General features: G+C 49.2%; 26 protein-coding genes and 1 tRNA gene. 15 read left to right on the top strand and 12 right to left on the bottom strand.

Annotated elements, in window-relative coordinates; all coding sequences use genetic code 11:
- Both AC5I6P_RS01210 and AC5I6P_RS01205 read left to right on the top strand, forming a co-directional pair.
- Positions 1-181: hypothetical protein (locus tag AC5I6P_RS01210; protein WP_495691934.1), on the top strand; the 181-nt coding region annotated here is incomplete at its 5' end.
- 189 nt (positions 182-370) lie between these two features.
- Positions 371-916 (top strand): hypothetical protein, encoded by a 546-nt coding sequence (locus AC5I6P_RS01205; protein WP_495691933.1) that lies wholly within the window; start codon positions 371-373, stop codon positions 914-916.
- A gap of 44 nt (positions 917-960) precedes the next feature.
- Here AC5I6P_RS01205 and AC5I6P_RS01200 read toward each other — a convergent pair whose 3' ends face one another.
- A complete protein-coding gene (locus AC5I6P_RS01200) occupies positions 961-1,536 on the bottom strand; it encodes a Uma2 family endonuclease (protein ID WP_495691932.1) in 576 nt (191 codons plus the stop codon).
- The gene (mnmG, locus tag AC5I6P_RS01195) at positions 1,533-3,440 is read right to left on the bottom strand and encodes a tRNA uridine-5-carboxymethylaminomethyl(34) synthesis enzyme MnmG (RefSeq protein ID WP_495691931.1); all 1,908 of its coding nucleotides are present in this window, start codon (positions 3,438-3,440) and stop codon (positions 1,533-1,535) included. The genes AC5I6P_RS01200 and mnmG overlap by 4 nt, the downstream gene beginning before the upstream one ends.
- Before the next feature lie 45 nt (positions 3,441-3,485).
- On the opposite strand from mnmG, the gene AC5I6P_RS01190 reads away from it, so the two are divergent.
- The 3 genes from AC5I6P_RS01190 (at position 3,486) to AC5I6P_RS01180 (ending at position 7,397) form a co-directional block, all read left to right on the top strand.
- Positions 3,486-3,902, top strand: coding sequence for a hypothetical protein (locus tag AC5I6P_RS01190; protein WP_495691930.1), 417 nt, complete (start codon positions 3,486-3,488; stop codon positions 3,900-3,902).
- Entirely contained in the window at positions 3,829-5,109 is a 1,281-nt protein-coding gene (locus AC5I6P_RS01185) for a glycoside hydrolase family 76 protein (protein ID WP_495691929.1), read from the top strand. The genes AC5I6P_RS01190 and AC5I6P_RS01185 overlap by 74 nt, the downstream gene beginning before the upstream one ends.
- Positions 5,110-5,900: 791 nt before the next feature.
- Positions 5,901-7,397: a NarK family nitrate/nitrite MFS transporter gene (locus tag AC5I6P_RS01180; RefSeq protein ID WP_495691928.1), complete on the top strand. Its 1,497-nt coding sequence runs from the start codon at positions 5,901-5,903 to the stop codon at positions 7,395-7,397.
- 299 nt (positions 7,398-7,696) lie between these two features.
- On the opposite strand, the gene AC5I6P_RS01175 is transcribed toward AC5I6P_RS01180, so the two are convergent.
- The 5 genes from AC5I6P_RS01175 to AC5I6P_RS01155 form a co-directional block, all read right to left on the bottom strand.
- Positions 7,697-8,128 carry a hypothetical protein gene (locus tag AC5I6P_RS01175; RefSeq protein ID WP_495691927.1) on the bottom strand — a complete coding sequence of 144 codons (432 nt, stop codon included), beginning with the start codon at positions 8,126-8,128 and terminating at the stop codon, positions 7,697-7,699.
- 72 nt (positions 8,129-8,200) lie between these two features.
- Positions 8,201-9,088 carry a S66 peptidase family protein gene (locus AC5I6P_RS01170; RefSeq protein WP_495691926.1) on the bottom strand — a complete coding sequence of 296 codons (888 nt, stop codon included), beginning with the start codon at positions 9,086-9,088 and terminating at the stop codon, positions 8,201-8,203.
- A gap of 89 nt (positions 9,089-9,177) precedes the next feature.
- The gene (locus tag AC5I6P_RS01165; protein WP_495691925.1) at positions 9,178-10,263 is read right to left on the bottom strand and encodes a glycosyltransferase family 4 protein; all 1,086 of its coding nucleotides are present in this window, start codon (positions 10,261-10,263) and stop codon (positions 9,178-9,180) included.
- A gap of 56 nt (positions 10,264-10,319) precedes the next feature.
- Positions 10,320-11,363, bottom strand: coding sequence for a HEAT repeat domain-containing protein (locus tag AC5I6P_RS01160; protein WP_495691924.1), 1,044 nt, complete (start codon positions 11,361-11,363; stop codon positions 10,320-10,322).
- Between the two features lie 108 nt (positions 11,364-11,471).
- Entirely contained in the window at positions 11,472-12,572 is a 1,101-nt protein-coding gene (locus tag AC5I6P_RS01155) for a DMT family transporter (protein WP_495691923.1), read from the bottom strand.
- 179 nt (positions 12,573-12,751) lie between these two features.
- On the opposite strand from AC5I6P_RS01155, the gene sppA reads away from it, so the two are divergent.
- Positions 12,752-13,588 (top strand): signal peptide peptidase SppA, encoded by an 837-nt coding sequence (sppA, locus tag AC5I6P_RS01150; RefSeq protein WP_495691922.1) that lies wholly within the window; start codon positions 12,752-12,754, stop codon positions 13,586-13,588.
- Positions 13,589-13,696: 108 nt separating this feature from the next.
- Positions 13,697-14,092 carry a chorismate mutase gene (aroH, locus tag AC5I6P_RS01145; protein WP_495691921.1) on the top strand — a complete coding sequence of 132 codons (396 nt, stop codon included), beginning with the start codon at positions 13,697-13,699 and terminating at the stop codon, positions 14,090-14,092.
- A gap of 57 nt (positions 14,093-14,149) precedes the next feature.
- Here aroH and AC5I6P_RS01140 read toward each other — a convergent pair whose 3' ends face one another.
- On the bottom strand, positions 14,150-14,533 hold the full coding sequence (locus AC5I6P_RS01140) for a phage holin family protein (protein WP_495691920.1): 384 nt from the start codon (positions 14,531-14,533) through the stop codon (positions 14,150-14,152).
- A 143-nt stretch (positions 14,534-14,676) separates the two neighbouring features.
- Entirely contained in the window at positions 14,677-15,612 is a 936-nt protein-coding gene (gene crtR / locus AC5I6P_RS01135; protein ID WP_495691919.1) for a beta-carotene hydroxylase, read from the bottom strand.
- A gap of 313 nt (positions 15,613-15,925) precedes the next feature.
- Here crtR and AC5I6P_RS01130 point away from each other — a divergent pair, with 313 nt between their 5' ends.
- The gene (locus tag AC5I6P_RS01130; RefSeq protein WP_495691918.1) at positions 15,926-16,702 is read left to right on the top strand and encodes a COP23 domain-containing protein; all 777 of its coding nucleotides are present in this window, start codon (positions 15,926-15,928) and stop codon (positions 16,700-16,702) included.
- A gap of 138 nt (positions 16,703-16,840) precedes the next feature.
- Here the strand turns inward: AC5I6P_RS01130 and AC5I6P_RS01125 are convergent.
- A tRNA-Gln gene (locus tag AC5I6P_RS01125) sits at positions 16,841-16,912 on the bottom strand.
- Positions 16,913-17,069: 157 nt separating this feature from the next.
- Here AC5I6P_RS01125 and AC5I6P_RS01120 point away from each other — a divergent pair.
- Positions 17,070-17,510, top strand: a complete 441-nt coding sequence (locus AC5I6P_RS01120; protein WP_495691917.1) for a Tery_1686 family protein — start codon at positions 17,070-17,072, stop codon at positions 17,508-17,510.
- On the opposite strand, the gene AC5I6P_RS01115 is transcribed toward AC5I6P_RS01120, so the two are convergent.
- Positions 17,507-17,839, bottom strand: coding sequence for an MGMT family protein (locus AC5I6P_RS01115; protein ID WP_495691916.1), 333 nt, complete (start codon positions 17,837-17,839; stop codon positions 17,507-17,509). The genes AC5I6P_RS01120 and AC5I6P_RS01115 overlap by 4 nt on opposite strands.
- Positions 17,840-17,852: 13 nt before the next feature.
- Positions 17,853-18,608, bottom strand: a complete 756-nt coding sequence (locus AC5I6P_RS01110) for an HAD family hydrolase (RefSeq protein WP_495691915.1) — start codon at positions 18,606-18,608, stop codon at positions 17,853-17,855.
- Between the two features lie 212 nt (positions 18,609-18,820).
- Here AC5I6P_RS01110 and AC5I6P_RS01105 point away from each other — a divergent pair, with 212 nt between their 5' ends.
- The 6 genes from AC5I6P_RS01105 to opcA all read left to right on the top strand — a co-directional run bounded on the left by AC5I6P_RS01105 (position 18,821) and on the right by opcA (position 26,900).
- Positions 18,821-20,425: a hypothetical protein gene (locus AC5I6P_RS01105; RefSeq protein ID WP_495691914.1), complete on the top strand. Its 1,605-nt coding sequence runs from the start codon at positions 18,821-18,823 to the stop codon at positions 20,423-20,425.
- Positions 20,426-20,632: 207 nt separating this feature from the next.
- A complete protein-coding gene (locus tag AC5I6P_RS01100; protein ID WP_495691913.1) occupies positions 20,633-21,295 on the top strand; it encodes an HAD-IA family hydrolase in 663 nt (220 codons plus the stop codon).
- A gap of 178 nt (positions 21,296-21,473) precedes the next feature.
- Complete coding sequence (gene fbp / locus AC5I6P_RS01095) at positions 21,474-22,547, top strand: class 1 fructose-bisphosphatase (RefSeq protein ID WP_495691912.1); 1,074 nt, start codon at positions 21,474-21,476, stop codon at positions 22,545-22,547.
- Between the two features lie 51 nt (positions 22,548-22,598).
- A complete protein-coding gene (gene tal / locus AC5I6P_RS01090) occupies positions 22,599-23,747 on the top strand; it encodes a transaldolase (protein WP_495691911.1) in 1,149 nt (382 codons plus the stop codon).
- 103 nt (positions 23,748-23,850) lie between these two features.
- Positions 23,851-25,380 (top strand): glucose-6-phosphate dehydrogenase, encoded by a 1,530-nt coding sequence (gene zwf, locus AC5I6P_RS01085; RefSeq protein WP_495691910.1) that lies wholly within the window; start codon positions 23,851-23,853, stop codon positions 25,378-25,380.
- Positions 25,381-25,532: 152 nt separating this feature from the next.
- Positions 25,533-26,900: a glucose-6-phosphate dehydrogenase assembly protein OpcA gene (gene opcA, locus AC5I6P_RS01080; RefSeq protein WP_495691909.1), complete on the top strand. Its 1,368-nt coding sequence runs from the start codon at positions 25,533-25,535 to the stop codon at positions 26,898-26,900.
- Positions 26,901-26,962 lie beyond the last annotated feature (62 nt).

Here is a 26,962-nt window from a genome sequence, read left to right as displayed (position 1 = left end):
TCCTTCCATTTTTACGGATGTGGCGGGCCTAGCATTCCGGACATTGCATGAAAAGCAACCTCAATTCATACTCTCATTATGCAACGTCCAAAAAATAATGGGACGAGTGCTATCTCAAACGGCAATGATGCAGAAAATAATGGGAGGGGTGCGAACACTTCGTGGAGCAGAGCGATCGTAGGTAGCAACACTCCGGCAAAAAGTGAGAACGTTCCAATAATAAAGTGGAAATGATGCGAACACTTCGTGGAGCGGAGCGATCGCAACAAGCAACTATCCCGAATTTTGTCGCATATATCTCAATCAAAGCCTAAACCCTTCACAATCTTCTGAAGAACTTGCCGCCACACAACGCATCCTTTCCAATCCAATGGATTTAACTGTGGTAGCTCAAATGCTTGCCCTCGGAAAAACCCCCGACCTTTTCCGATTACAAGAGCAGCAATACACATTCATGTCGGCAGACTATCAGCACCGATGGAATCAAGACTTTCCCCTCAAGAAATTTTCTGAAGCCATCTACCAACTTCAACTCAACGACGAGAAAACCCTTCCTGCCGCAGAGTTTTATTCCGCATTAGTCAGCATGGAAGACGAAAAATATAAGATGGTTGTCAGTCGTCCGTGGAAAGATGCCAAAGGCGAAACCCAACACGAATGGTATTTCCGCCATGACAAGATCGCAGAGTTCTTCATTGTGCAAACTTTCCTTGGTGATGGAGAAACGGTGAAGAATCGCCTTGTCGATCGCATCGGCGATCCCAGATTTCGAGGCGTCTATTTCTTGCTCGCCACCAGACTTCCACTTGATGATGCCAAAGAACTCCGAGAAACCCTGATTCAATACGCGGCTGACACCAAAGATCACACCGTCAGCGACGACTTTGTTCAATTACTCCGCATTCGTCCCAAGTAAGAAGCGATTCACTCAGAACCTTAACCTTTCATACCCGATTTTAGCTACCAAATCGCCTGAAGATTCAACATAAAGCTTGGTAAAACATCCTCACCTGACAGCATTTCTGGCGCATCCAATACTTCGATGTCTTGTCCTAATCGATAAATCTCAACTCGTCGCGTTTCTGGATCGACCAACCAACCCAATTTCACACCACTACTCATATACTCTTGCATTTTTGCTTGAGTCTCTCGCAGCGTATCTGTTGGCAACATCAGTTCTAAGACAAAATCAGGCGAGATCGGTGGAAATTTCTTCTTTTGTTCAGGCGTGAGAGCGTCCCATCGCTCTTTTTTGACCCAAGCCACATCAGGAGAACGATCTCCGCCATTCGGAAGCTTGAAGCCCGTTGACGAATCGAATACAATCCCTAGTTTTGTTTGCTCGTTCCACACAACAAATCGTGCTGTTAAAGTCGCATTGTTGCTTCCGGTTTCTCCACCTGTAGGCGACATAATTAACAGTTCTCCTTTGGCATTGCGTTCAAACTTGGCATCAGGATTGAGCTGACAAAGCTGGTAGAACTGCTCATCCGTCATGTTAAAAACAGGATTGAAGTTGATCGTGTAGGCGTTCATGTCAGCACCTCTGCACTCCGGCGGGCTTGCACTTCAAGATGAATTAGCAACGCATTAATATCAGCAGGATTTACGCCGCCAATTCGAGACGCTTGACCGATCGTGAGTGGTTTCACTTTCGATAGCTTTTCGCGCGCTTCTTTCGACAGCGTATCGATCGCGTTGTAGTTCAAATCAACCGGAAGTTTGCGGTGTTCTTGACGGCTGACTTGCTCAATTTGATGCTGTTGCCGTTGAATATAGCCAGAATATTTAATGTCAATTTCTGCCCCTTCTTTTTCAGCGCGATCGCACTCCAAATTTCCCAAACCGTACCGCTCTAGATCGACATAATGAAATCCTGAACGACGTAAAAGATCGGCTAACGTGATTGATCCTTTGATGATCTGTTGGGTATCGGCGGCGATCACTTTTCCAACATCACTCTGCTCTTTCACCCGCGTCTCATGCAATCGCTCTTTTTCGGCTGCAATGGTTTCTTGTTTGTGCGTAAAGCGTTGCCAACGCCGATCGTCAATCAGTCCAATCTCGCGTCCTAACGGAGTGAGCCGCTGATCGGCATTATCCGATCGCAAAATGAGACGATACTCCGATCGCGAGGTCAGCACTCGATAGGGTTCGCGCAAATCTTTCGTACACAAGTCATCGATCAGGGTTCCGATGTAACTATATTCACGCGGAAACACGATGAGTTCTTGATGACGACAGAATCGAGCCGCATTGATTCCGGCGACTAGTCCTTGGGCAGCGGCTTCTTCGTAACCTGTTGTGCCATTGATTTGCCCAGCGCAAAAGAGACCTTCAATTTTTTTGGTCATCAGGGTTGGATAACACTGAGTTGCTGGAAGGTAATCGTACTCAACCGCATAGGCAGGACGGAGCATCGTACAGTTTTCTAAGCCAGGCAGCGATCGCAGCATTTTTAACTGAATCGATTCGGGCAAGCCTGTTGAGAAGCCTTGAATATAAAGCTCTGGCGTGTCGCGTCCTTCAGGTTCAATAAAAATCTGATGGCTTTCTTTATCGGCAAATCGAACAATTTTGTCTTCAATGCTCGGGCAGTAACGCGGCCCTTTTGCATCGACCCAGCCCCCGTAAACGGGAGACAAATGCAAGTTTTCACGAATGATCTGATGCGTTGCGGCGGTAGTGCGCGTCAAATGACAGGGCAGTTGTTCCCGTTCAATCCAGGCGTCTGGATCAAAGCTAAACCAGCGCACATCGTCGTCACCGGGCTGAGGTTCCAGCACATCAAAGTTGACCGAACGGCGATCGACACGGGCAGGCGTTCCGGTTTTGAGGCGTCCGGTTTCAAACCCAAATCGATTTAACGTGTCGGTCAGTCCAACCGCAGCAAATTCTCCGGCGCGTCCTGCGTCCATTGATTTGTTGCCGACCCAAATTTTTCCGCCTAAAAACGTTCCGGTGGTCAAAATGACGGCTTTACACCCGAAGGCAACGCCAAAGTAGGTTTGAACGCCGATCACTTCATCATTTGTGCCCAAAATCAAATCCGTCGCCATGCCTTCTCGAATCGTCAAGTTTTCCTGATTCTCGACGATCGTTTTCATCACGTTGGCATATTCGCGCTTGTCAGTTTGCGCCCGCAATGCCCATACTGCCGGGCCGCGTGAGGCATTGAGAATGCGTTTCTGCAAATACGTCCGATCTGCCACCTTGCCGATCTCGCCCCCGATCGCGTCAGCTTCATGCACCAACTGCGATTTTGCCGGACCGCCCACAGCAGGATTACAAGGCTGCCATGCAATTTTATCAAGGTTAAGCGTCAGCAAAAGAGTACGACAGCCCAGACGAGCGGTTGCTAGAGCCGCTTCACATCCAGAGTGTCCGGCTCCGACTACTACCACATCAAAAGCATCGAGAAAATCTACAGGCGCGTTCATAGAAATAGCATTAGGCGGTGCAGGTCTATTGTAACGGCTAGGCTGATGGCTCAGTCAGGAAAAGCGGTTACCGCAATTAGTGCCACAACTCTGATCACTCGTAAATCCATTGAAAAATTTGCAGATTTAGATTCTCAGCTTGCAGATCTTAATTCCACGATCGCGGATCTCAATTCTGAACATATGGATCTTAATTCCACGATCGCAGATCTTAGTTCTGAACGCGTGGATCTTAATTCCGCGATCGCAGATCTTAATTCTGAATATATGGATCTTGATTCTGCATCTTGCTCGTCGCTACAGCCTCATGTAGCATTACCTGAATCTGCATTATTTAGAAACACCAATGGTCGTACCAGGAACTTGTTCTCCAGGAATCGCGGCGGGCATGGCAGCTCTGCAAATGTTCTACAACAGCTTTACCGGACTGTGGGACACAACCAATTGGTGGAATGCAGCTAACGCCCTTGATGCCACGATCGAATATTCCCGCCTCACCGATTCACTCACTTACCGAAGCAACATTTACAACACGTTTTATCAGAAGCCGAGATATGCAAATTTCATTAATCCGTGGTTTCGAGATGATGATGGTTGGTGGGCGATCGCGTGGATCAAAGCCTACGATTTGACTGGCGAAACGAAATACTTAGACCAAGCAAAAACCATTGTCCACAGCATGGAGACAGGGTGGGATACCAACGTGTGTGGAGGTGGATTGTATTGGCATAAAAAAGAACTCACGTATAAGAATGCAATTACAAACTCATTGTTTCTAGCGGCAGCAGCAAAGTTGCATTTACGCGAACCCAATAATCCTAATTATCTACAGTGGGCGCAGCGATCGTGGCAATGGTTTAAGCAATCGGGAATGATCAACGATCAACAACTCGTCAATGATGGTTTGGATAGCAACTGTCGAAACAATGGTAAAACCGTTTGGACATATAACCAAGGCGTATTGATTGGCGGACTAGTCGATCTTTATCGTGGCACTCAAGATCAGGAATTATTGGAGCAAGCCGTCGCGATCGCAGATGCCAGCATCGCAAACCTAGCTCCTAAAGGGATTCTGCGGGAACCCTGCGAACCAAACGACTGCGGCAATGATGGTCCGCAATTCAAAGGCGTTTTCATGCGAAACTTATCCGCGTTGTATGCGGTTCGTCCTAAAGCAAGCTATCGCGCTTTTATTCTTCGGAATGCCAATTCGATTTGGGCAAATCGGAATGAGCAGCAGCAGTTCGGATTGGATTGGGCAGGTAAAGTTGATAAGCCCGATGCGGCTCGTCAGACTTCTGCCATTGATGCGTTAAATGCCGCGATCGCGCTCACGACTCAAACACCCTATCCTGCAAAAACGGTTGGTCAGAATGCTCAATTTAGCGTTAATGTTGCTTGCTCTGGAAACTACGACCTAACGTTCCGTTACGCATCCACAGACGATGCAGCTCGCTATCTGTATATCAATGGTCGAAACATTATCGATCAACAGCTTTTTCCGACGACTGGCAGTTGGAATCAGTGGCAACAGACGAAAGTTTCTAAAATTTGGCTCAACGCAGGCAACAACACTGTTTCGCTCCTTTTCGATCCACTAAAAGGCAGCAAACATCCGTTAGCGCTAGATGTATTGACGATCGATGTATCCCGCGATCGAATTCGGTGAAACTGACATTACTCCTCTCTGGTGTCTCGCTATCGTCAGAGGTAATCGATTATTTCTCCGACATTACGCTCCACAAACCTGATTCCCCATAGAGAGCAGAATTATTAGCGGGTGAGTTAGCGATCTGGGCGCTAAAAATAACAGGAATTGAGCTAACAACAAACGCAGTTGCAGCTATGAAAGCTATTTTTAGTCCGTTGTGTAGAACATCAGGACGAAGAGTGGGAACATGATTATGAGATTTCATTAGATTAAGTCTCCACAACAAGATTAACCGCGCTCCTTCAGTATATCGATTTTGTAGCTTTGGCTACAGAAATATCTCTCAACATTGTTCTCAAACCTTAACTGCCCTGGTCAGAAATCACACCTGGAGTAAACGATCGCTGAATTCTCAAGCCGTTTCGACAATTCTTTAGAGCTTGGCGGAACCAATCTTGAATCACAAGATGCAGCTATTGCATTTGAGCAATACTTTTCATGCATTGCTTCCATAGTTTTGTAATGAGTTACACAGAGCGACCTTGCTCCCACAGGTAATCTTCCCTGTAAAGCAAACGGTCTGCTTTTAAAACTTGGCTGCTTGTAGTGTTTAGGAATCATCATTTGAGCGTTGGTAACCTCGCAGTCTTAAGCAAAATGTTTTCAACCAAGCTACCCAGTAGGTGCTTCAAGTGTTATTGAGAATTTTTAGTTGCTGTTAAATACGCCCCGATGTTTTGATGATTTTCGCCGCGATCGCATACCCGTGATTCAAAGGGTTATATGTCCTAGTTCTTGGAGTTAACGTTATGGCTGGAATATGGTCGTTTAGCGGCAGGTATCGCATTCTGCACTTTACTTGGTTTGCCTTTTTTCTTACCTTTGTCGTTTGGTTTAACTTTGCACCGTTAGCAACATTGGCAAAGGCTGAACTGGGGTTGACTGATCCACAGATGCGAACCATCGCAATCTGCAATGTTGCGCTAACGGTTCCAGCACGAATCATCATTGGAATGATTTTGGATCGCTTTGGTCCTCGCATTACCTACTCTTGTCTACTGATTTATGCGGCAATTCCCTGCATCGCCTTTGCCCTCGCTCAGGACTTTGGGCAGATGGTAATCAGCCGTTTGGCGCTCAGCATTGTAGGCTGCGGCTTTGTTATCGGAATTCGGATGGTAGCAGAATGGTTTGGTGAACGAGAGATTGGTTTAGCTGAAGGCATTTACGGCGGCTGGGGAAATTTTGGGTCAGCCGGTGCTGCCTTTACGCTGCCAACGATCGCGGCGGGAACGGCATTCTTGGCGGCTGGACAGGTCAATTGGCGACTTGCGATCGCGCTGACAGGCATCATCTCCGCAATATATGGCGTGATCTATTACTTTAGCGTGACCGATACTCCTCCCGGTAAGGTCTATCAGCGCCCTGCCAGTAGCGCAGGCATGGAAGTCACGACCAAGCGCGACTTTTGGTTTCTCTTGGTGATGAACATTCCCTTAGTTGGAGTGTTAGGCTTGATTGCTTGGCGTTTAACCCAAGCGAAGTTCCTTAGTGAGACTGGGTTTGGAATCACTTGTTTGCTGTTGGTCGGTTTGTATCTGTTTCAGTCCTATAACATTTGGCAAGCAAACAAGCCCTTGATGACCGGACAGCTCCACTACCCGGCGGAAGAGCGATATAAGTTCTCTCAAGTGGCTAACTTAGAATTAGCGTATGTCGCCTGCTTTGGCTCAGAGTTAGCCGTTGTGTCGATGCTGCCAACTTACTTTCAGCGTGGCTTTGGGTTGACGGCGGCAATGGCGGGTGCGATCGCAGGTATGTATGCCTTCATGAATATTGTTGCTCGTCCTGGAGGCGGCTGGATTTCAGATAAAGTAGGGAGCCGTAAATGGACGCTAGCCATTACCATTGGCTGTACAGGACTGGGGTATCTCCTCTTCAGCATGTTTAGTGAAGGGGTTGCGATCGTGGCGGTGGTGCTGATGACAATGGTGGCATCCTTCTTCGTGATGGCGGCAGAAGGGGCGACCTATGCGATCGTGCCGTTAATCCAACCCCGCATTACAGGCCAGATTGCTGGTAACGTTGGCGCGTATGGTAACGTTGGCGCAGTTGTGTACCTGACGATTTACAGTCTTTTGCCTGAAGGCGTGGGCGGCGACAAAATCTTCTTTCAAATGTTGGGTATGGTCGGATTAGTTGTCGGATTTTTAATTGCGTTCACGATGAACGAAGTTAAACGTGGTCACAGCGAAGAAGCCACGACGAGAGTGCCTGTCTATTCGCAGGAGAGCGATCGCTACTAATTGGGTGCTCAATTAGAACAGGGTATCTGGCGGCAACGTCTCTCTATAAACTATGTTGCGCTTGCATCCTGAATCAAAGATTACTTCAAGGAATCCTAAAGTTTGGGCGTAGCTTTGAAGACCTGACAGCTTTATTTCTCTTTTTCGCTGTGCGCCCTTTCTTGCAGATTTGCCGCTTGGCAATTGCGTTGATCTTTCTAACCCTTTACACCAAAGGTCAGGAAGATCAACAAGCTGGCGAGGACGGTGTATCTAAATATCCTCACCAGCTTATTGACCAAATCTCACCGACAGATTCGCTAGGCTTCAGCCGTTTCTTCCTGAGATTCTTCAGAAGTCGGCTCTTCCTGAGAGTCCTCAGCGATCGCTTCCTGAGAGTCCTCAGCGATCGCTTCTTCGGGTTGAGGTTCGGGTGCAGGCTTGGGCTGAACAGGTTTTGGACCTCGCATCAACGCAGGATTCATCGCCTGTCTAGGTTCTTCCTTATCGCCCTTTCTGCCTCTGCCCGATGCCCGATCGGTTCTCCGTCCCCCACGGTCAGACTCTTCAGAAGATTTGGCGTCTGGACTTCGACGAACTGGCTTAGGTGGAGGAGATTTAGGCTCCGAGCTCTGAGGAGCGGAACTGGACTCCGAACTTTGAGGAGCGGAACTGGACTCTGTACTCTGAGGAGCGGCATCAGGGTTGGGTTGAGCCTGCCGCTCAGATTTTTTGATGGGACGTTCTACCATTGCTACGTTCTGTTCTACTCCTTTGGAATCATATCTCGCTTGTGTCCAGACGGAACCGATTTTTGAAAGGTTTTAGAAACTTAGAACGCCGCGATCGCTATCCAAGGTCGCAGGTATGCCCACAGGCAAGGCGGCATTCTCACCATCATGACCAAACGGCAAGTCTGATACGATCGGAATTCCCAAGTCAGACAAGCGATCGCGCAAGACCGCTTCGACTGAAAAGCTAAGGAGGTTTGGTGGGGGATCGCACTGGCTGAAACGTCCGATCGCGATCCCTCGAATCGAATTGAATGCGCCACACGATCGCCACTGCGTCAACATCCGATCAAGGCGGTACGGAAGCTCAGTCACATCTTCGATTGCCAGAATCACATCCGACAAATCGGGTTGCCAAGGCGTGTGCAATAGGTGAGTGGCAACGGTAAGATTTGCAGGCAGCAGAAGCCCCGTGACTCGTCCGCCGCCCCAACCGACCCCTTTTAAAGGTGGAAGAGAACGACCTTCAACGAGATCAAACAATCGCTGCTTTGACCAGTCGGGTTCGGCTGCGATCGTCGTTAGCAACGGGGCATGAACACCTGCCACGCCTTCGCCAGAGTAGGCCCACAGCAGACTAGTGATATCTGAAAATCCGATTAGCCATTTCGGTTCAACGGGTGGAAATGCCCATTTTTCGAGCAGTCTTGCTCCCCCCCAACCGCCTCTCGCGCATAAAATCCCACGACAGTCCGGATCGTTTAATGCCGTTTCAAGCGCCCCGCGTCGAACCTCATCCGTTCCAGCAAGATAGCCAAAGCGATCGTCATATCCCGCTGTAAATTCCACGCGATAGCCGCGATCGCGCCACACCTCTACACCCCGGTTAAAGGCACTCAATTCCCGCAATGCGCCGCTCGGCGCAATCACCCGCAGCAGATCCCCAGGTTGAAGTGGTGTTGGAAGCTGACAAAGTTTCATAATTGGCGATGAATAGGTCAGGAAAAGTTAGCGCCTCACAGATCCTACATCCGCCACATCCGCTACCAAATCCGCTGCCACACCTTACTCTAAGCCTGAGACGAATTCAAGATGTTGGCGAACCAAGTTTCCAAGCGATCGCTCAACGCCTCCAAAGAATATTCGGTCTCAGCCTGGTGACGGCAACTAGTTCGATCGATTTGATCAATTTTTGCGATCGCGCTCACCAACTCATCCACCCGATCCGGCTCAACCAACCAGCCTGTTTTTCCGTCTCGCACAATTTCTGCCGGCCCACCGCGCTGATAGGCAATCACCGGCACACCGCACGCTAATGCTTCGATCGCAACATTGCCAAACGCCTCCACCCAATGCGGCGTCATCAGTAACGCTCGTGATGCTCCTAACGCCTGCTGTAGCTCATGGGTAGACAGAAAGCCCGCATATTCAATCGGCGCGGTCGGATAGTCCGCCAAAATCTTCTGCCAGTAGTTCTGATCTTGAATAACTCCCCAAATCTTGAGCGGAACGCCTACTGCTTGAATCGCGGCTACGGCGTCTTCTAATCCTTTTTCAGGTGCAATTCGCCCGACCCAAGCTAAATAATTTTTGGGAGCAGCGCAGAACTGATAACTCGACAGATCAAAGCCATTCTTAATGTTGAAACACTGAGACGCGAATTGAAAGGTTTCCGCTTGCACCAAGCTATGAACGCCGATCGTTTTAGGAAACCGCTCCGCTACATTGCCAATAATCTGATCCATCGCGTCACTGAGCGAACCCATACTGACCAAATGCGCGATCGCCCGCTCAAAAAATGGTGTCAGATAGAACGGCAGCCAATCGTAAGCAAAGTTAAACAGCAAATCATACTCGTGCTGCACTTGCCGCGCATAGTCCCACATGTTGCCTAGCACAGAGTTTTTCGGCAGCGTGATCAGCTCATCGCGCCCTCCCGTTTGAGCAGTAATTTGCAGTTCTCCAGGAATCTCGATCAGGGGAATTCCGTCTAATACTGAACCTTCGGGCGCAACAACTGTGATGCTGTGTCCTCGTTGAATCAGCGATCGTGCCACGCTTTTCAAGGTTAACTCCACACCACCGCCTAACCCCGATCCAATCGCCCCCACCGGAGTAGATAGTAGTAATACTCTGAGCGGACGAAGATAAGACACGGTAGCAAAACCTATCGCTGGAGAACACGAGACTGTCTCATTATCTCTTCATTCGGCTACGGCAAGCTCTCTGGCCGGCTCACCGAATTCTTTGTTGTAGGCAGCGCTTCTTTTCCCGGTGTCGATCGAATTCGATTGAGCTGACCTAGCGCCCACCGGGCTGTTTCCTGCACATCTTGATCGGGATCGTCAGTGGCCTGATTCAACAAATGGCTGATCTGCGCCACCATGTCATACACCCGCGTCAAATCCCGAATAGCATTCTTCCGTACATCAGCGTTCTCATCCTGTAGCGAAATTGCCAGGGCGCGAGTGAGCGGTTTCAGCGTTCGAGTGCCGATTTCAGACAGGGAAGACAAAATCAAACTCCGTTGCCGAGAATCTGAATCCATCATCAGATCAACAAGTGGTTGAACGGCGCGACTATCGCCTCGCTGTCCAAGCTCCCAAATCACCTTCTGACGTTTTGCTGGATCAGGCACCCGAAGCTCATGAATTAACTCCTCTACAATGTTGATTTTAGATAGGCGAGTTGTTTCTGAAACAGGGGTTTCTGACGCTTTTGAGCCCGACGTTACTGGACGATTGGCAACCACGTTACCCGTCGCATCGACTAATTCTTTTTCTTTAACTAACGACTCTGAGTGGGAAATGTCAGAAGTTGACGTACTACTGGTCATTTGGGACTCGGCTATCGTGCGATTGGCTTTGCCAAATTCCGAATGATCGCTAGGTGCTTCTCCCATAAGCGAATCTTTTGAGGAAGGTGCTTCAGGAAGGAGCAGTTTTTCTTTGGGCGTCTCCTCGATAGAGCCTTCGTGACGCCTCTTTCGAGACAGGACTAACGCCGTTGCACCCACAAGACTCGAAGCGCCAATTCCGCCTAGCAGCCAAGGCGACTTCCACACCGGTTTACTCGAACTTCCTTGATCTGCTTTCGCCAAGAGTGGCGGTGCAATCGGTAGAATTGCCTTTTGATTAGAACTAGATACCTGAGTCGGACGAGCGGTTAAGCTAGTCGCAATTGTGCTATGTCTAGGGACAGCGATACCTAGACACGCAAACGTCAGGATGAAAAGAACACGGCGATAGGAAATCATAGGCTAATCCAAGAAAAGGGCGACTAGCGTACCAAGAAAGCAGCTTTGACAAACTAGCTCAATCCTAACCGCCAGACCCTAGATTGCCCGGGAAAGTTGCTCAACTCGCTACGAGGGATGTTCCGATTCAGACTCAACCTGCGCTAAAGGTACTGGCATAATTTCGCTGGAGTTCTGACTTACAGACGACATCAGTTGCTCTTTCGGACTTGGCTCAGCTAAATCCGGAGAAATTGAGATTTGGAATTTTTCGCTCAAGACATCTCGCTGGTTGATCAAATAAATGCTGATCAGGGTCAAACCCACACCCAACCATTGAATCGGCGTTAACACTTCCGACAGAAACACGTTGCCAAAGAGCAGCGCAAAAACGGGTGTCAGAAACGTGAGAGAGCTTAGACTTGTGAGACTACCGCTAGAGGCGAAATAGAAGAACAAACCGTAGGCGATCGCGCTGCCGAATATCGTAGAGTACGACAGCGACAGCCAGTTTGAGACGGTCAAATTTGACCACTGGGACGTTTCTAGCAGCCCCGACAACGCAAAGAGCGGCACACCGCCCAAGACCATATGCCAACCCGTCGCCGTGACCGGATCGGCATATTTGCAGACATAGCGTACCAAAATTGTTCCAACAGCCATCGATAGGGCAGCCAGCAACATGAGCCACTGTCCGTTATCAAACAGCCCTGCGATCGCATCTGAAAAGGAACCCATATCTGTCATCACGGCTACAAACTGGTTTCCAGCAGACAAAATCCACTCTTCAGGTAGCCCTAACAAACTAATGCCAAGCACGCCAAACGCTAATCCCAACCAGCCCCAAACTCCGATTTTTTCTCCAAACAGCCACAGTGCTAATATCGCCACCGCTAAGGGCTGAGAATCAATCATGACAGAACCGAGCCCGGCTCCCGTTCTCGTGAGTCCTAGCGCCAGAAATCCTTGAAAGAGGGCTCCATCGATCAATCCAAACAGCAAAATCCAGAGCCAAGCTGCCCAGCCTTTCGGCTGCGATCGCCCCATCACTGCCCCAGCTGCTAGTACCAATAGGCCAGCAGGCAACAGCCGGACACCTGCCATAAAGAAAGGAGTCGTGTTTGGCATGACGCCTTTCATGGCGACCATGGCGGTTCCCCACAAAAAGAAGGGCGCAATCAGCAAAACAGAAGCAAAGGGCAGCCGAGATTCAGTAAGTTTGAGATGCATGAGGAGGATACATGAGCATTCTATTTATCTTAATGAAGTTGTGTAGTTCTGTTAAGGAGCGACGGATGTAGCACGGCTCTTGAAAAGCACTCTAGAGGGGGAAAAGGCTAAGATTGAAGAGAAGTTCTCTATTGATTAGAGTTTATTCTTTTTAACACTAGATTCTCCTTAGCTAAACTATGGTTCGTTTTTTCAAGCGTGGTGCGCGTAAGCAGATTGCTCGAATTGAAGTCAAAGGCGCGATCGCAGGGGCAACCCGAAACCGTGTCTTAGAAGATCTCAAAACGGTCGAAGAACGAGGTTTTCCGGCTCTGCTGCTCAGAATTGACAGTCCTGGCGGAACCGTCGTCGATTCCCACGAAATTTACAGTGCGCTCAAGAGATTACAAGAAAAAGTTAAAATCGTCGCGAGTTTTGGCAATCTTTCTGCATCGGGAGGCGTCTACATTAGTATGGGCGCGCCTTACATCATGGCAAATCCGGGTACGATCACAGGTAGCATTGGTGTGATCATTCGGGGCAATAATTTAGAACGCTTGCTCGATCGCGTCGGGGTTTCGTTCAAAGTGATCAAATCGGGGCCTTACAAAGATATCTTGTCCTTCGATCGTCAACTGACTGACACTGAGCAAACTATTCTGCAAGACTTAGTAGATGTCACGTACTCTCAGTTTGTCCACACCGTTGCCGATGCGCGACGCCTAGAGGTTGAGACGGTCAAATCCTTTGCGGACGGTCGTATCTTCAGCGGAGAACAGGCCGTTGCTTTAGGCGTTGTCGATCGCTTAGGAACCGAAGAAGATGCTCGGCGTTGGGTTGCCGAACTTGCCGGACTCGATCCTGAAAAAGCTCGCGTTCACAACTTCGAGGAACGGAAATCCCTAGTCAGTCGCTTCACATCCAATGAGCAGCTTAATCAAGCTATTCGTGCGGTTCCAGCCTTAGCGACCGGAGCCGAATGGCTAGAATTCGAGCTTTCCACAAGTGGGCTTCCCCTCTGGCTCTACCGTCCGTAAATTTTTTCTCATACTTGCTACGCAATTGCTCACACTCTGTCTTGATAAGCTAATGTGGTAGCGTTCCCAACAGCACCAGCAGAATTTTAATTAAGGGGAGGACTTGGCGTGGAGTGGCGTGTTCGAGCGATTCGTGGGGCAACCACCGTTTCAGAAAATACCGTTGAGGCAATTCGAGATGCGGTGACAGAACTCTTAGATGAATTAGAAACTTACAATCAACTTGACCCTAACGAGATTGTCAGCGCCTTCTTCACGGTCACAAAAGATTTGGATGCTACGTTTCCAGCGGCGATCGCCCGCGATCGCCCCAACTGGGAAAACATTCCCCTTATTGATGTTCAGCAGATGCATGTTGAAGGCAGTTTAGAGCGGTGTATTCGATTTTTAATTCACTTCAACACCCCCAATCCAGCCATCAAAATTCATCATCCCTACCTCAGAAAAGCAAAAAATCTGAGGCCAGACTGGTCGCTAGCTCAGATTGGTTCTCCCCATCGGTAAGATTAATTAGTTAGAACAGGGTAGTGTCTTCCACCCTGTTTTTTTATATCCGTTTTCTTATGCTTGAGGCTTGAGGTCAGTGTTACGCTCAGCAAAGTATTTGTTCAAGAACGTGCTAGCAAACGACAACACGACAGGTCCTAGAATGAATGCCCAAAGTCCATGAGCCGTGAATCCAGGAACCAAAGCGGCGGCTAGGGTGAAGCAGATACCGTTGACAACTAGCGAGAACAAACCCAGTGTCAGGAAGTTGATCGGCAGTGTCAGGAGCGTCAGGATTGGCTTGATAAAGGTGTTGATTAGACCAATTACAACACCAGCAATGATTGCTACAGGAAAGCTTTGAATACTAACGCCAGGTAAAAGAATATCGGCAACGAGAAGGCTAAGCGCTGTAGCCAGAAGAGTGAAAAGATATCCAACAAGTTTTGTTCCTTCCATTTTTATCCCTCAGAGTTTCAATAATGCAATTCTTCTGAATACAAGTCTGACGAACCTGCAGAGTAATTAGCCTCTCTACCGAGACAGATTTGTGAAAAAAATTCAGACTCGTTAAAGTCTGAATTAATGAGGTTTATTCAGTGTTAATCAGCGATCGGAGTTTCTTGCAAAACTTCAGAAGCGGCTTGAAACTCTGGTTCTTTTTGAGATTTCGGGTGAAATCGAATCCCTAAGAAGATGTCATACACAAAGCCTAAAAAATCTTCTTTTAGCAGACCAATCGATTGAGGTGAGCCTTTGGCATCTAGCAGCGGCTTGGTTGCGTAGTATGCCTTCTCGTAGTTGTACCAAGGAACCGAGGGCCATAGGTGATGAACTAAATGATAGTTTTGTCCCATGATCAGCCAATTCAGAAGTCGCCCAGGATATACTCTCGCGTTTCTCCAGCGATCGCGCTCCTTAAACGGGCGATGGGGCAAATAATCAAAAAACATTCCTAGTACCATCCCCACGATCGCAAGCGGAATAAACCAGAAATTGAAGACATAGCCCATGAAGCCATACTGATAACTGGTAAATACGATCGCGGCGAGCACGATTCGTGCGATCGCCCATTCTAGAAGCTCATATTTACGCCATAGCTTGCGTCTAAAAAAGAAAATTTCGTGGTACATGAACCTCGCGTTAATGATCCACAAAGGTCCAAACGTAGATACTACATGATCTGGATCGTTGTCTGGATCGTTCACATGAGCATGGTGTTGCATGTGGACGCGGGTAAACACTGGAAAGGAGAAACACAGCATCAAAGCGCTTCCATGTCCCAGCATAGCGTTCACAATTTTATTGCGATGCGCAACTCCATGACAGGCATCATGAATCACACTTCCGACTAGATGTAATGCCAGTACGTCGAGGCAGAAGCACCACCAGTCAACCCAATGCCAACACCAATAGCCAATCACCGAAAGGGTAGCAATTAAGATCGACGAAAAGAAAACAATCAGGGTTGGGTTGACGTCACCGGGCGGACCTAACAACTCTCTCGGAACGGTCAGGGGCTTTGTTGCCTCCGACATGCAGCCTTTCTCCTTTCTAATACTTTGCGTAGTATACGATACGAGAAGTCATGAAGTTAAGTAAACCCCCTTAAGAGTTAAAGCCAAAAGCGGCTTTTTAGGAACGGTTTAGCGATCGCGAGCATTCCTTAGCACAACTAGTTTTTCTGTGGGGAACAAGTTCTCTAAAAATCTGTCTTTAGTGAAATGAGAGTTTAGCCTATTTAGAGTCTACTTTCTCGATTATTTTCTCAGGGCTGGAACAGAACTGTAGAAGGGCAATCGAGAGAACAGTAATATTATCAATTCATCCACAGAATCGAGGTTGAGTACCATGTCGCTACGACAGTTTGGGTTGGGCTTAAAGGCGCGAACAGTAAGAGGAGTGAGTCTTTCGTTGGGAGCCGTAATGCTCATGAGTGGGGCTGCATTTGCCCAAACGACTCCTTCCGATTCGACAACTCCTGGAGATATCATCATCGGTCCGGGTGGCTCTAACACGGGGACGTCTGGGGGGACAACGGCGACACCGCCGCTCAACGGAGTCCGGTTTATGTGTCAGACCAACACGGGTCAACCTACGGTTATGTATTATCCTGATAACCGACCCAACGTCGCCTTTCCTTGGGCGGTTCCGACCGCTATGGGTGGGGGCTGGAGTCCTGAACGTCGTTGTAATGAGATTGCCCGTCGTCTAGAGTCTTACCGTCCTGATGGATTGGTAGAAATGAAGACAGGAGTTGAAAACGGATTGAATACGGTCTGCGTGACGACCGAGCGTTATCCGTCGTGCCGGATTGTCTTGACGGTTCCGGCTGGACAAGACCCAGTCGCAACCCGCGATCGCGTCTTCCAAAATCTCACGGTTGCCGATAGCGGCCAACAAACTCAAGGCGTCTATACCTACGGTGAAAGTGGGAGTAACAACATCCTTGGTAGATTGGGAGACGCTTTAGGGTTGGGTCGCAGGCGGACACAGGTATCGAATGGCAACATTAACCTGAAGCCTTTCTTATCGCCTAAAGATGGCGGTACGGGGGAGATGCTCAGAGGTGGAGTCCAAGTGCGTCAATCGGTTGCGCCGACGAAGAAGCCTAGACTGTTTAAGTAGTGCGTCATGAGGAGCCTGTAAAGCGGCTCCTGTGGAGTTGCGCCCTGCGCTAATGACTCTTCCAAAGTTTGTTCTCACAAGCCAAGAAGCGGTGAAGGTTAACCTTCACCGCTTCTTGATTTATGGTTTCTTGATTAACTGGGGCGCTAGGATTCGAACCTAGGAATGCCGGGACCAAAACCCGGTGCCTTACCACTTGGCGACGCCCCAACGCGTGTTCCTTAGGTATATTAGCAACAAATGGAGGGAATGTGTCAACAACTTTTTTAGTATCTCTCGGCACGGCTTCATAACAAGTCGGGTGACTATCATAGAAAATAACCGCTAAGGTTGGATTAACCAGGTCGCGCTAGGAGAATCGCTTGGAGTGAATGCAGCAGAACAAGCTATCAATCTTAAGACTGCCAGCAAGATTGCTGCGATCGTCAATCTATTCAAGTCGGAGTACCCTGACGCCCGCTCGGATCTCAAACCGTGGGCAAACGACGCTGATACCCGCGAACTCGTTGACCCAGATTCCATTGATTTGAGCTTCAATTTTCCGGGCTGGAGCCGTCGATTTCAGAGCCGATGTATTTTAATTCAAATTCGCTTTCATCAGGACTCAGAGACAAGCGTGCGCCGCGCGATCGGCATTGAAGCCGCCGGGTTTACTCATGAAGGCAAGCAATGGACGCTCTCAACGATCGAGGATTGGAACTTTGCAGGCGATAAGCATCCGACTCCTGAAATTTGCGACAGTTTGAAAGAGTTTTGCCGCAAAATCCTGCTTGTGTTTAACGAAGAGGTTGAGACTCAGGAGGGTTAGGTTTCGTCAGCCCACAGGTGATCGGGTTGCCATAGGTACTGGCGGAGATTGACCTTGCCGTTTTGATTGAATTGAACCCCCTCCGCTTCAAGCAACGATCGTTGGAGATAGTCCTTGCCCTCTCGAAACGGCGACATTGAAATCTCTCCCTTGGCATTGATCACTCGATGCCAAGGAACAGCCATTTCAGGTGCAACGCGAAAGAGGGCATAGCCGACCAAACGCGCTCTCCTTGGCAGTCCGGCAAGCTCGGCAACTTGACCATACGTGGCAACCTGACCGTAGGGGATTTGCTGCACGATCTCGTAAATCCGGTGATAGGCGGACATTAACGGATTTGAATTAGAGGGCTTGAATTAGAGGTAAGTCAAAGTAGGTTGCATTGCCCACATCTCCTGCGATCGCTTCAAACGGTTGATCGGGTTCTCCAAAGCTGCTTAACACAAACGCTGCCCCTGTGAAGTCATGCGAGCGCGTGTAGTCGTTGAGCGTAATTACGGTTTTTAATCCCGCTCCCAAAGACGATTTCAAGCCTTGACCCGAATCCTCGAAGGCTACACATTCTTCTGGCTTCCAGTCCATTTGCTCTAGAACGTACTGGTAGATATCTGAGGCCGGTTTTTTCTTCGGTACGATATCTCCTGCCCCAATAATGTCGAACCAGGAAAGGCTGTCGGGGGACAAGGATGATTCTAGTAAAGCGGTGACGTTGGCGGGTGTGGTTGTCGTTGCGATCGCGAGACGAAGCCCTTGTTCACGTGCGGCTAACAGGAGCCGCTTAACGCCAGGACGCAAGGGAATAACAGCGTCTTTTAACAGCTTTTTATAGTGTTCGGTTTTGTTCGCGTGCAGTGTTGCTACAAAACTTTTCAAATCGCCAGCTGGCGATTTGAACGTTGGCTCATAGGTGTTGACATAATGCTGAATTCGCTCCTTTCCACCCGTAACTTCTAGAAGCTTGCCATAGAGATCGGGTGACCAATTCCAGGCGAGTCCAGCATCCGCAAACGCTTGATTGAACGCAACACGATGCCCATCTCGCTCGGTGTCTGCGAGTGTGCCGTCAACATCGAAAATGAGAGCGCGGAGGTTAGACATAGGAAGGGGTGTAGGAAGAATGTACGTCAAGCAGGTAGGAATGGTTCTACCGTTTTTGTTCTCTCCCTAATCTACCTCTGTCTCACACTCAAAATTTCTTTCTCTAATTTCCTGATTTATCTTCCCTAGCACTGTAGAAAAGGGTAACACTCCGTGTTTTAAGTATCAAAAAAGACTCAGTAGAAATCTAAATTGATCAGGGGCTTGCAGGGATGGAAAACAAAAAGTGGCTAAATTTAACGGAGTATCTTCTTTTAGCAGGGTCCGGAATTAGTTCTGTTGCCTCGATCGCATCTCAGCAACTTGCCGTGACCGCTGCTCCATTTTCGTTCTTATTGCTACTGAGTCTTGCCAATCGGCAGCGGGCAACTCAAGCCGCTCAGAAGAAGAGTGAGGATAGAGTGGTTCAGTTGAATCAAAAGCTTTCTGGGCAAATTAAGATTCTCGGTCAGCACGTTAAAACGTTGCCGACGCTGAGTGACTTTAGCAGCTTTACTCGGTCAGTTTCTCAGCGCAATGACGCCGCGATCGCGCATCTCCAATCCGACATTGCTCAGCGATTAGCTCCCTTTGAAACCAGCGCTTTTAGCCGGATGCCTCAAGAAATGGCGGACTTGCAGCATAAGTACACAAAACTGTCAGACACGCTAACCGCGATGACGGCAACTCTAAATCGGGTTGCTAGTGCTAATCAAGAAGGTGTAGGCATTCCGCCAGAGGTCCGTAAGCTAATTGCGCAACTCAACTCCGATGTTGCTCAGTTGCAAACTAAACTTGCTGAAGTCTCAAGTTCTCAGCAGCAAGGTAGTTCTCAGCAGCAAGGTAATTCCAGAGCTTTGCAAGACGAAATTAACAGCCTTCATCGCCGCCTCAATCGATTACCTCAGCCGTTTGATGCCACGATGCTAAAACAAGACGTTGGTGAACTAACCAAAATTGTGGGTGACTTAGTTCCTCGTCGAGATTTAGCACGGTTAATGGCAGAAGTTGAAAAAATTCGTGGTCAGCAGCAGCAGTTAGAACAGACCGTCCTTCCCATGAAGACTGTAAATACCATTATGCGAAAGCAAATGGATACGCTGTCGTCGTGGGTTCAGTCAAAAGACGCCACCCCGTCAGAGCGTATCGCGACACCTGCTTCTGAGTGTGAACTAGTTTTGGGTCTCAAATCATCTCACAATGCCGGGCAAGATACGTTACTAAACCGCCGAGCCTTGCTAGAGGAAGCGCTTAAAACGGCTCAATCGCGGGTCATTGTAGTGTTTCCCTATCCCGATCGCACGATGTTGGATGCTGACCTCATCACTCAATTTCGAGGATTATTAGATCGTGGTGCTTCGCTGCATGTGGGTTGGGGTCATTTAGGAAATGTACGAGACCGTCAAGCTCGGTGTATTCACAATCCTTCAGACTTCGTTCTGAGAACCCCTCTGGAACCTCACTTCACGAGTGGCAACCCTCACCAGACCGCAAAGAAATTTTTAGCAACGACTTTAAATCAGCTGACTCAACTGAAACGCGAGTACCCAAACCAGTTCCGGTTTAAGGTGCTAGGTACAGATGAAAATTTCTTGGTGTGCGATCGCGCCTATGCCATCTTGGGGGTTCATCCTGTCGCAACGACGAGCGCTGCTTTCCCAGAGGTCACGGTGGGTGTGCGCACCCGCAGTGCTGAAGTAATCGAGGGATTGATTGAGCGCTACGATCACCCAGTGCTTGCTGCCAATGATGAAACGGCGTGTTACAACCGAGCCGTCACCCGTTATGAATTGGGCGATAAACAGGGCGCGATCGCAGGCTTTGTTTCAATAAGTTAAGCTTCTGTTGCGACAAACAAAGGTCTTGTTGATTCAGTGTTGGTGAATGCGATAGCCTCATCCCCAGAGAACTAACCAGCGATAATAAGTTTCGTCACAAAATTGATTAAGCTGTAGAAGGTCAAGAGGATTGGCGCACCTCACAATTTTATTGTGAGTCAGTCATTTTCTACTTGTCACATCCTGCTCTTTATATATCCTATTTCTGTGAAAGTTGTTTTATTTGACTTCGACGGTACGATCGCCAATAGCTTAGAAATTGCCCTCCAAGTTACAAATCGGCTGGCAAAGGAATTTGGCTACCGAACCACTAGCCTAGAAGAATTTAAGCAGTTGAAAAACTTAACCTCTAGAGAGATTTTGAAGCAGGCTAAAATCTCTGTATTTGTGGTTCCATTCCTAGTGCGGCGATTTAACGCAGAGTTTGGGCAGAGCATTCAACACTTGCCCATCTTTCCTGACATTAAAGAAACCCTATTGGAACTGAAACAACAAGGCCACTGGCTCGCCATCGTGTCAACGAATTCAGAAAAAAATATTCGAGCCTTTCTAGAGACTCAAGAGTTATCTGACGTATTTGATCAGGTCGTATCGAGTTCGCGTCCGTTTGGGAAAAGTCGCCTGATTAAAAAAATTCTGCGCCAAAACCAGTTTCTACCCGAAACCGTCTATTACGTAGGAGATGAAACGCGAGATATTGAAGCGGCAAGAAAGAGCCAAGTCAGCGCGATCGCAGTCACATGGGGATTTAACTCTACCGAACTCTTAGCGGCCTACCGCCCTGATTTTCTGCTCCATGCCCCTCAAGAATTACTTCAGATCATCAACCCGCAATTATCCAGAAGGGATAACGTTGAGCAGTTTTTGTGATCGTTGTTACTTCACTTTTTCCGCTCTACCCCAGGCCCAATGCTTACGCTCACTAATCTATAGTTCATCTTAAAATAAGCCCCCAATCCCCAAATGCCTTCCTAAGATAGAGCTAGTGACACTTGTATCTGCGTATGCTATGTCAGTGTCACCCGCCCGTATGTAGGGAGATGAACCTATGGTCGATGCCCATTCAATGCACGATCTTCTAGAACGCGACTCGGCTCTCGATCGCGACTGCACCACACTCTCACGTCACGTCCTCGAACAGCTTCACAGCTTTTCAGCAGACGCTCAAGACCTCAGCGCCATCATGTCGCGCATTGCGCTGGCAGGCAAGCTCATTGCTCGTCGGCTCAGTCGCGCTGGGCTGATGGAAGGCGTCTTGGGATTTACTGGCGATACCAATGTGCAAGGAGAATCTGTCAAGAAGATGGATATCTACGCCAACGAGGTGTTTATTTCGGTCTTCAAACAAAGCGGATTGGTCTGTCGCCTTGCCTCCGAGGAAATGGACGCTCCGTACTACATTCCTGAGAATTGCCCGGTCGGTCGCTACACCCTGCTGTATGACCCGATCGATGGTTCCTCGAATGTCGATATCAATATCAATGTTGGGTCTATCTTCTCCATTCGACAGCAAGAAGGCGAAGACCGAGACGGTACAGCGCAAGATTTGCTTCAGAGTGACGGACGAAAACAGCTTGCCGCAGGCTACATCTTGTATGGTCCCAGTACGATGCTGGTGTACTCAATCGGTCAGGGCGTTCATGCCTTTGTGCTTGATCCCAGCTTGGGCGAGTTCATTTTGGCAGACGAAAATTTGCGGATTCCCGCTCACGGCCCCGTGTATAGCGTGAACGAAGGCAACTTTTGGCAATGGGATGAGCCAATCCGCGATTATATTCGCTATGTGCATCGGCACGAGGGCTACACGGCCCGCTATGGTGGTGCAATGGTGGGAGACTTCCACCGGATCTTGTATCAAGGGGGAGTATTTCTCTACCCTGGTACAACTGAGAAACCGGACGGTAAACTCAGATTGCTATATGAATCGGCTCCTCTTGCGTTCTTGATGGAGCAAGCCGGGGGTTTGGCAACGACCGGGACACAAGAAATTTTAGATGTTGTACCAACCAAGCTACACGCTCGCACGCCGCTAATTATTGGCAGTAAAAAAGACGTGGCGCTGGTTCAATCGTTTATTCAAGACGGGGCGAATAAAAAGCAATCGATGGTGTCTCCCCGCTAATCTATCCAGCCGTGTTTGCAGCGGCGTACCCTACACAGGAGCTAATTCTCTATGACAGCTACAAACCATCTCTTAGAAATCCGTGATTACGGTCAAAGTATCTGGATGGATAATTTGAGCCGCGATCTAGTCGAGTCTGGTGAGTTGAAGAAGTTGCTCGAGACGCGCGGCTTGCGGGGGATCACCTCCAACCCCGCGATCTTTGAAAAAGCGATCGCAGGCAACAAAATCTACGATGCCGATATCGAAGCGGCAATCCGGGCAGGCAAGCCTTTGATGGAGATCTACGAGACGCTGGTGTTTGAAGACATCCGTAACGCCTGCGATATCTTCTTGCCGATCTATGAAGAGTCAGAAGGACTCGATGGCTACATCAGCATCGAAGTGCCGCCGACGATCGCGCACGATACCCAAAAAACAATCGAGGAAGCACGTCGCTATCACAAGGAAGTCAATCGCCCCAACCTGATGATCAAGATTCCGGGAACCTCAGCGGGTTTGCCAGCGGTAGAGCAGGTGATCAGCGAGGGGATCAGCGTGAACGTGACGCTGCTGTTCTCGGTGCAAAGCTATGTCAATTGCGCCTGGTCATACATTCGCGGCTTAGAGAAGCGCGTTGAGAAGGGAGAAGACATTAGCAAGATTTCATCGGTGGCGAGTTTCTTTTTGAGCCGGATCGATATCAACATCGATGGCAAAATTGACGAACTATTGGCAAAAGGCACAGATCAACTGACTACCGAAGCCAAGCTGAAAGCGATCAAAGGAAAAGTTGCGATCGCAAACGCCAAAATTGCTTACCAAGAATACAAGAAAATCATCGCTGATCCCCGTTGGCTTGCCCTCAAAGAAAAAGGCGCAAACGTCCAGCGGCTGCTGTGGGCAAGTACCAGTACTAAAAATCCTGAGTACAGCGATGTCATGTATGTCGATGAACTAGTTGGACCCGATACGGTCAACACCTTGCCACCCAGCACGATCGAAGCGTGCGCTGATCACTGCGACGTTGCTCCTCGTATCGAAACGAACATTGACGAAGCCTACAACCTGATTCAAAGCTTGAATGATCCCGACGTGGATATCAACTTAGAGCAGGTGATGGATGAACTTCTCGACGAGGGGATTGCAAAATTCGTTCAACCCTTTGAGTCGCTGATGAAATCGCTGCAAGAAAAAGTCGATCGGCTTGCAGCGGTATAAGTTGGGCTGAGGGGATGAGGTAACATCCCCTACCCTACCCCTCAAGAGCGTCTAGGGCGTTGATGCTTAGCGCTTTCTGTCCCCCCCATTCCCCTTTTCGCCTATGGTCACTTTGCTCGAAAACCCCCTCCGCGTTGGTCTCCAGCAGCAGCGGATGCCAGAGCCAAATATTATTGTGTTCTTTGGAGCCTCTGGCGACTTAACCAAGCGCAAACTGGTTCCAGCCCTCTATCACCTGAAGCGAGAACGCCGCCTGCCGCCCGAACTGACGATCGTTGGGGTCGCTCGTCGCGAGTGGTCGGACGATTATTTTCGTGAACAGATGCGAGAAGGCGTCGAAGAATTTTCGGATGGCGTCGGTTCAGATGCGCTGTGGCAAGATTTTGCCCAAGGCTTGTTCTATTGTCCAGGTGACATCGACAATCCTGAAGGCTATCAAAAGCTCAAGGCGCGGCTCGAAGAACTCGACAAAACGCGAGGCACGCGCGGAAATCGCGTCTTCTATCTTGCGGTCGCTCCCAAATTCTTTCCCGAAGCGATTCGGCAGCTTGGCGCGGCTGGCATGTTAGACGACGCCAACAGAACTCGCCTTGTGATTGAGAAGCCGTTTGGGCGCGATCTAAGTTCGGCACAGGCACTCAACCGCGTGGTCAACCAAGTTTGCCGAGAAGAACAGGTCTATCGGATCGATCACTATTTGGGCAAAGAAACGGTACAAAATTTGCTGGTGTTCCGGTTTGGCAACGCCATTTTTGAGCCGTTGTGGAATCGTCAGTTTATTGATCACGTTCAGATTACCGTTGCTGAAACCGTCGGAGTTGAAGATCGGGCAGGCTATTACGAGTCGTCGGGTGCCCTACGCGACATGGTGCAAAACCATCTGATGCAACTGTTTTGTCTCACAGCCATGGAGCCGCCCAACTCCTTGGATGCTGATAGCGTCCGAACCGAGAAAGTCAAAATCATTCAGGCAACTCACCTTGCTGACACCACTCATTTAGAGCGATCGGCGATTCGAGGGCAATATTCAGCCGGTTGGATGAAAGGAAAGCAAGTTCCGGGCTACCGCTCTGAGCCAGGGGTCAATCCTCGATCCACCGTCCCGACCTATGTAGCGATGAAGTTTATGGTGGACAACTGGCGGTGGCAGGGTGTTCCATTTTATCTGCGAACCGGCAAACGTTTACCGAAAAAAGTGTCTGAAATTGCGATTCAGTTTCGCGATGTGCCGTATCTTATTTTTCAGTCAGCCGCAAAGCAGGCAAACGCCAACGTTCTAACGCTGCGAATGCAGCCTAATGAGGGCATTGGCATGCGCTTTGAAGTCAAAATGCCTGGTGCAGACTTGCGGACGCGCTCGGTGGATATGGACTTCAGCTACGGTTCTTCGTTCGGTGTCACAGGCGGCGAAGCCTACGATCGCTTACTGCTCGACTGCATGGCAGGCGATCAAACGCTGTTCACGCGTGCGGACGAAGTAGAAGCGGCTTGGCGCGTCGTCACTCCTGCACTCGCCGCCTGGGAAGCACCGACTGATCCTTCCATGATCCCGCAGTATGAGGCAGGGACGTGGGAACCGGCAGAAGCTGAACTGTTGATCAATCGCGACGGTCGGCGGTGGCGAAGACTATAAATAGGGATGAGGGGTGAGGGATGAGGGATGAAGCTTGCTGTGTCAGTTACAAGTCATTGTAAATTTACTCTCTAGACTCAGCTTTCGACGCTCTTCATCCTGATCCCTCTTTCCTTCATCCCTCATCCTTCATCCCTCATCCTTTTATTCTTATGGCTCCCCAATCCGCTCCCCTAGTTTCTCTTCAAGCCCCAAAAGATGTTTCGCTCGACCAAGTGGAGACGGAACTTCATCAGATTTGGCAGAGCTATAGTGCCGCCAATGGCGATGGGTCATCGTTGATGGCAATGCGCGCGTCTACCTTTACTTTGGTCATTTATGAGCCAGAAGAAACTCAGCGGCTGCTGGCAATGCTGGGGTTTTATACTGGGCCGATTGACGGTATTGATGGACCCCGAACGGATGCAGCAATTCGAGCAGCCCAAGCAGCCCATTCGCTACCTGTTACTGGAAAGTCGAGTCCTGAATTGATTGAGAAACTGCGATCGGAACTCGCGGTGCGAAATGGCAAGATTCCACTGAGCGGCAGTACAGAAGAGTTGCCGCAGTATGCGCTAGATGCAAGCGGAATGGGCATTGCCGATGCGATCGCGGCGCAAAATCCTTGCCGGATTATTTCGCTGTTTCCCATTGCGGGCGAAGACGAAGGCGTTTCGGCTCAAGTTTCTGCCTACTGCCCAATTCACAAACAGAACAAAAGTTCGCTGATCTGCTGTGAGTACATCATGCTCAAGGGGACAGAAACCGCGCTTGAGCGAGTTAGCGGACTAGTGTCGTCGCTGCTGATTAATGAATTGCCTCGATTGCTCTGGTGGAAAGCGGCTCCATCTCTTGATCAAGAGCTATTTCAGCGACTATCAAAACTTTGCAACCAAATCATTTTTGACTCTAGCCGCTTTACGGCTGATCCAGAAGGCGACTTGCTAAAGCTTAAGGGATTTATGCAAGATGACCTCAAGATTGCCGATTTAAATTGGCGTCGATTAGCCGCTTGGCAAGAACTAACGGCGGAAGCTTTTGATCCTCCAGAGCGGCGGGAGTCGGTGCGAGAAGTCGATCGGGTGGTGATTGACTACGAGAAAGGAAATCCAACTCAAGCGCTAATGTTTTTGGGCTGGCTGGCGAGTCGGTTAGGTTGGGAATTCACAGGTCGCCGCAAAGAAGAGGATATCTATGATCTCCAGTACATCTCGTTCACAAGTTCAGACGGACGCCTAATCGAAGCCGAACTCGCGGGCATTCCGACTGCTGATGCTGGACAAGTCGCTGGCGATTTGGTCAGTTTGAAACTAAACTCGACCAATGAAGCGGCCAACTGTTGTACCGTCCTCTGCTCTGAAACAACAGGCTGTATGCGGATGGAGGCGGCAGGTGGCGCTCAATCTTGCACGATCAACCAGGTGACGCCAATTAATGATCAAAAGGCGGAAACGCTGTTGAGCGAGCAGCTTCAGCGATTTGGTCAGGATGTTTTATACGAAGAGAGCATGGAAGTAACGGCAAAAATCATCTCTCAATGATGCTTGCTTAACCCATCTGGTGATTCATTCGCTCGTGGAGACTTAGAACGTTTCTACGAGCG

The sequence above is a fragment of the Myxacorys sp. genome (genome assembly GCF_059501405.1).
The sequence above is the reverse complement of the archived record's forward strand: the minus strand, read 5'-3'. Positions and strand labels throughout refer to the sequence as shown.